Genomic DNA, 1,281 nt, shown 5'->3' with positions numbered 1-1,281 from the left:
TGGTCTGTGATTTCACCTGACGACGATAGCTCAACATCGCAGCAGGCAAGCAGTTTGTCTTTGAGCATTCTGCGTCCTCGGCTCGCTCTGCTTTTTACGGCAGATAGGGATAGACTCAGATCGGAGGCAACTGCCTGCATGGGCTTGCCTTGAAACTCCGTGCTCAACAGAACATCTCGATAGATGCTTGGTAGCTGCTGCACGAATGGTAGTAGACAAGCTGATAGTCCTTGTATGGACGAAGTGTCTTCTGTTGCCTCTAACTCCAAGTCGTCTGTGAGTTCACTTACCGGACGCCTTGCCCGGTAATGGTCAATCAGTGCATTGCGGGCAATCTTGTAGAGCCATGACGCCATCGTCTCTGAAGACCTTGCGGATTGGCCGGAAGCCAGCACCTTGAGAATTACGGTCTGCAACAAGTCTTCTGCGGTTGCAGCGTCTTCGACGCGCCCCCGGAAATAACTCAGCAAACCGGTTCGCAGACGCCTATACGAGGTTGCGATTTCGTCACGGGACGCTGGCTCCAGTGTCTCCTGCCGCTCAACCACAACAGGCACCTGCTGCCTGCGTTTCGCTATTGGGAACGCAGCAAGCGGCTTTTGCCTGTGCGCCGTCCTGCACCGAAGCCTTGACTGGGATACAACAAGCTCCGGTTTGATTGGCAGTGTCTTGACCGAACTCTTTTGCTTCAGCCATGGTATGAAAATGCTCCCAGGCCAAGCCCTGAGGGTCAACCGTCCAGTGCTTTTCGCTTTTCGCGTAGCAGCAAGAAACCTCGCCCTGATCCAAGACTTGGCCTTCAGATGCAGCCTCGGCCAATATCTTCAAAGACTTAAGCTCCTCCTCTGAGTCGGCTTGAAACCCGAAGTGGTTGACGCCGGCGGCGTGGCACCGTGAGGAAATGGCGAAGTTCAAACGTGGCTCTTCCAGCATCCACTTTGCGTAGTCCTGTCGTTCCGCGGATGGAGTTTGCCCAAAGAGCTTGCTGTAAAACACGATGCTCTGTCTGAGGTATTTTACGGCGACGTGAACATGAAAGCGTTTCATCTTCTTGCTCCGGTGAGTAATGAGCGCCCACATGGGACGCACAGGTATAGACGGAGCACTTTGCCAAAGGTCGCAAAGAATCACGGTGTATGGTCGTGGCCTAACGACCGGGGCTTCCCGGCTAGCCGCCGGGCGGCGCACTAAGCGGACTCCAGCCATGGGCCATAACAAGCGGCCCATGGTTTTCGCCCATTTTGCCGGCTCATCCAGCGCTTGGAGCCAAATCGCCGGGCA

The 1,281-nt window shown here is 55.1% G+C and carries 2 protein-coding genes; both read right to left on the bottom strand.

Features of this window, described 5'->3' with window-relative positions:
- A partial coding sequence (locus ACREAY_RS11985) for a sigma-70 family RNA polymerase sigma factor (protein WP_431755996.1) occupies positions 1 to 548 on the bottom strand: 548 nt, incomplete at its 3' end.
- Positions 541 to 1,281 (bottom strand): hypothetical protein (locus ACREAY_RS11980; protein WP_431755995.1); only part of this gene is annotated, 741 nt, incomplete at its 5' end. The genes ACREAY_RS11985 and ACREAY_RS11980, both read right to left, overlap by 8 nt.

Origin of the sequence: Nitrososphaera sp. (assembly GCF_050748925.1) — an archaeon.
Lineage (GTDB): Archaea > Thermoproteota > Nitrososphaeria > Nitrososphaerales > Nitrososphaeraceae > Nitrososphaera.
The sequence above is the reverse complement of the archived record's forward strand: the minus strand, read 5'-3'. Positions and strand labels throughout refer to the sequence as shown.